Source organism: Methylobacterium sp. SD274 (genome assembly GCF_017355285.1).
In the GTDB taxonomy this organism is placed as follows: domain Bacteria; phylum Pseudomonadota; class Alphaproteobacteria; order Rhizobiales; family Beijerinckiaceae; genus Methylobacterium.
The window spans coordinates 1-1,286 of the sequence record NZ_JADIJP010000075.1; the positions used below are offsets into that span (position 1 = coordinate 1).

General features: G+C 63.0%; 2 protein-coding genes. Both read left to right on the forward strand.

Annotated elements, in window-relative coordinates; all coding sequences use genetic code 11:
* Positions 1–227 precede the first annotated feature (227 nt).
* Positions 228–593: a YciI family protein gene (locus tag IPV08_RS24290; RefSeq protein WP_207414418.1), complete on the forward strand. Its 366-nt coding sequence runs from the start codon at positions 228–230 to the stop codon at positions 591–593.
* 244 nt (positions 594–837) lie between these two features.
* Positions 838–1,286: MFS transporter (locus IPV08_RS24295; protein ID WP_348646192.1), on the forward strand; the 449-nt coding region annotated here is incomplete at its 3' end.

A 1,286-nucleotide genomic window follows, 5' to 3' on the forward strand; every position in this document is an offset into this window, starting at 1 on the left:
GATACCCGACATGATCGAGCCATGCGGCGATCACATACCGCGAACGGTCTAGTTTTAATGACCAGCGTGTGCCGCTCGCCTGGTGGCGACAGTCGAGAGCGGCAGGGGTAGACTGAGGAGCATCCCGCTAGGACCGCGAAGGTCAGCTGCGTCTGCCGCGGATCAGGTTGGACTGGTGTATCAATGGTTGAGGCTGATCGATGCCTCACACCGTGGAAGGACAAGCGATGCGCGTGATGGTTCTGGTGAAGGCGACCGCAGAGAGCGAGACGGGCGTGATGCCGTCGAGCAACCTTCTTGAGGCAATGGGAAAGTTCAACCAGGACCTGCTCGCCGCCGCCATTCTCTTGGCCGGGGATGGTCTCCACCCTTCCTCGAAGGGCAAGCGAGTCGCATTCCGCGGGCAGGATCGCACCGTCATCGACGGCCCCTTCTCCGAGACTAGAGAGCTGGTCGCCGGCTACTGGATCTGGCAGGTCAAAGATATGGCTGAAGCGGTCGAGTGGGTGAAGCGCTGTCCCAATCCTATGCCTGGTCCCAGCGAGATCGAGATCCGCCCATTATACGAGCTATCCGACTTCGCACCGGCGTAGGGCTAGCCTCGACCCTTCCTGCACGACCAGCGCTTCACCATCCCGCTGAATGTCTCAATTGAGTTGGGAGCGGGATGTCTTCTCCCGGGCAGGTGTCCAGCTTGCACTCCTAGCGCACTGCTGTCGTTGCAATTGCGTGTCGGCCGCTCGCTTACAGGCGGGGGTTGGCTGACATCTATGGCATGGTTGGGTCGACACCGGCTGGGCGTCACGGAGCCAAGCCGACCGTGCTGGGAGCCGTCGCATGGAGCTGCAACAGCGCGCCGAGCGCGCGTTAGACGCCCTGAGCTTCTTTGCCTCCGATGCTCGATACGGTCTAGGCGCATTCCTGGGCGTCTATCTCATGACTGAGCATGCATGGGATGCGGCCAGCATTGGCGCAGCGCTCTCTCTTGGCGCCCTGACTGGGCTCGTGTCGCAGGCACCTTTAGGCGCACTCGTTGATGGGGTGCGGGCAAAACGCGCGCTGCTCGCCCTCGCGGTCGTGGTGGTGACCACGACCTGCCTAGCAATCCCGCTTGCGCCCCAGTTCTGGTCGGTCGCCGTAGCGGGCCTCGTGGGAGCACTCGCTGCCGTCATAATTGGGCCGACCCTTTCCGCCATCGCGCTTGGGGTAGTTGGGCCCGCGCGCTTTGCCCGGCGGGCGGGCCGCAACGAGGCCTTGTTCCACCTGGGTGACGGCTCAATCAGCTT

Coding starts and splice junctions, on each gene's coding strand:
- IPV08_RS24290 (WP_207414418.1), top strand. CDS start 228: ATGCGCGTGATGGTTCTGGTGAAGGCGACCGCAGAGAGCGAGACGGGC.